Origin of the sequence: Succinatimonas hippei YIT 12066 (genome assembly GCF_000188195.1) — a bacterium.
Lineage (GTDB): Bacteria > Pseudomonadota > Gammaproteobacteria > Enterobacterales > Succinivibrionaceae > Succinatimonas > Succinatimonas hippei.
Map to the genome: position 1 here is coordinate 1 of NZ_GL830978.1, position 513 is coordinate 513.

The following is a 513-nucleotide window of genomic DNA, read 5'->3' on the forward strand; positions in this document are numbered from 1 at the left end:
ATTATGATCCGCAAAGTAAATGTTAAATTAATTCTCGAGCTTAGAGATAAAGGCTTGTCCCGTACCGAAATAGCCGCTTCACGGCATATTTCGCGACGTCCGGTTAACGAAGTATGCACAATTGCGCAACAGCAGAATCTTTCTTATCGAGATGTTATAACCAAAAGCGAAGATGAAGTTTATAAGCTCATTTATCCGCACAAGTATGAATACCTCAATGATGACTTTTATGCCAAGCCTGACTACCGTGAAATCCATTCGGAGCTGCGTCGGGTCGGAGTTACGCTGAAGCTGTTGTGGCAGGAATATGCCGCCAAAACACGCAAAGAAAATAAAATACCGGTCAAATACACCAAATTCTGTACGGATTACGGCAACTATGTTGAAGAGCATGAGTTTACAAGTCATATTGTTCGTAAGCCCGGAGTAAGCTGCGAGGTCGATTGGGCTGGCAAAACCATGAGTCTTTACGACCATTGGTAAAGAGCATAAGGTTTATTTGTTCGTCGGAGT

General features: G+C 42.9%; 1 pseudogene. It reads left to right on the plus strand.

Going from position 1 to position 513, the window contains the following annotated elements:
- Nucleotides 1-483: pseudogene (locus HMPREF9444_RS11060) on the plus strand (IS21 family transposase); the annotation flags it as partial.
- Nucleotides 484-513: the final 30 nt, after the last annotated feature.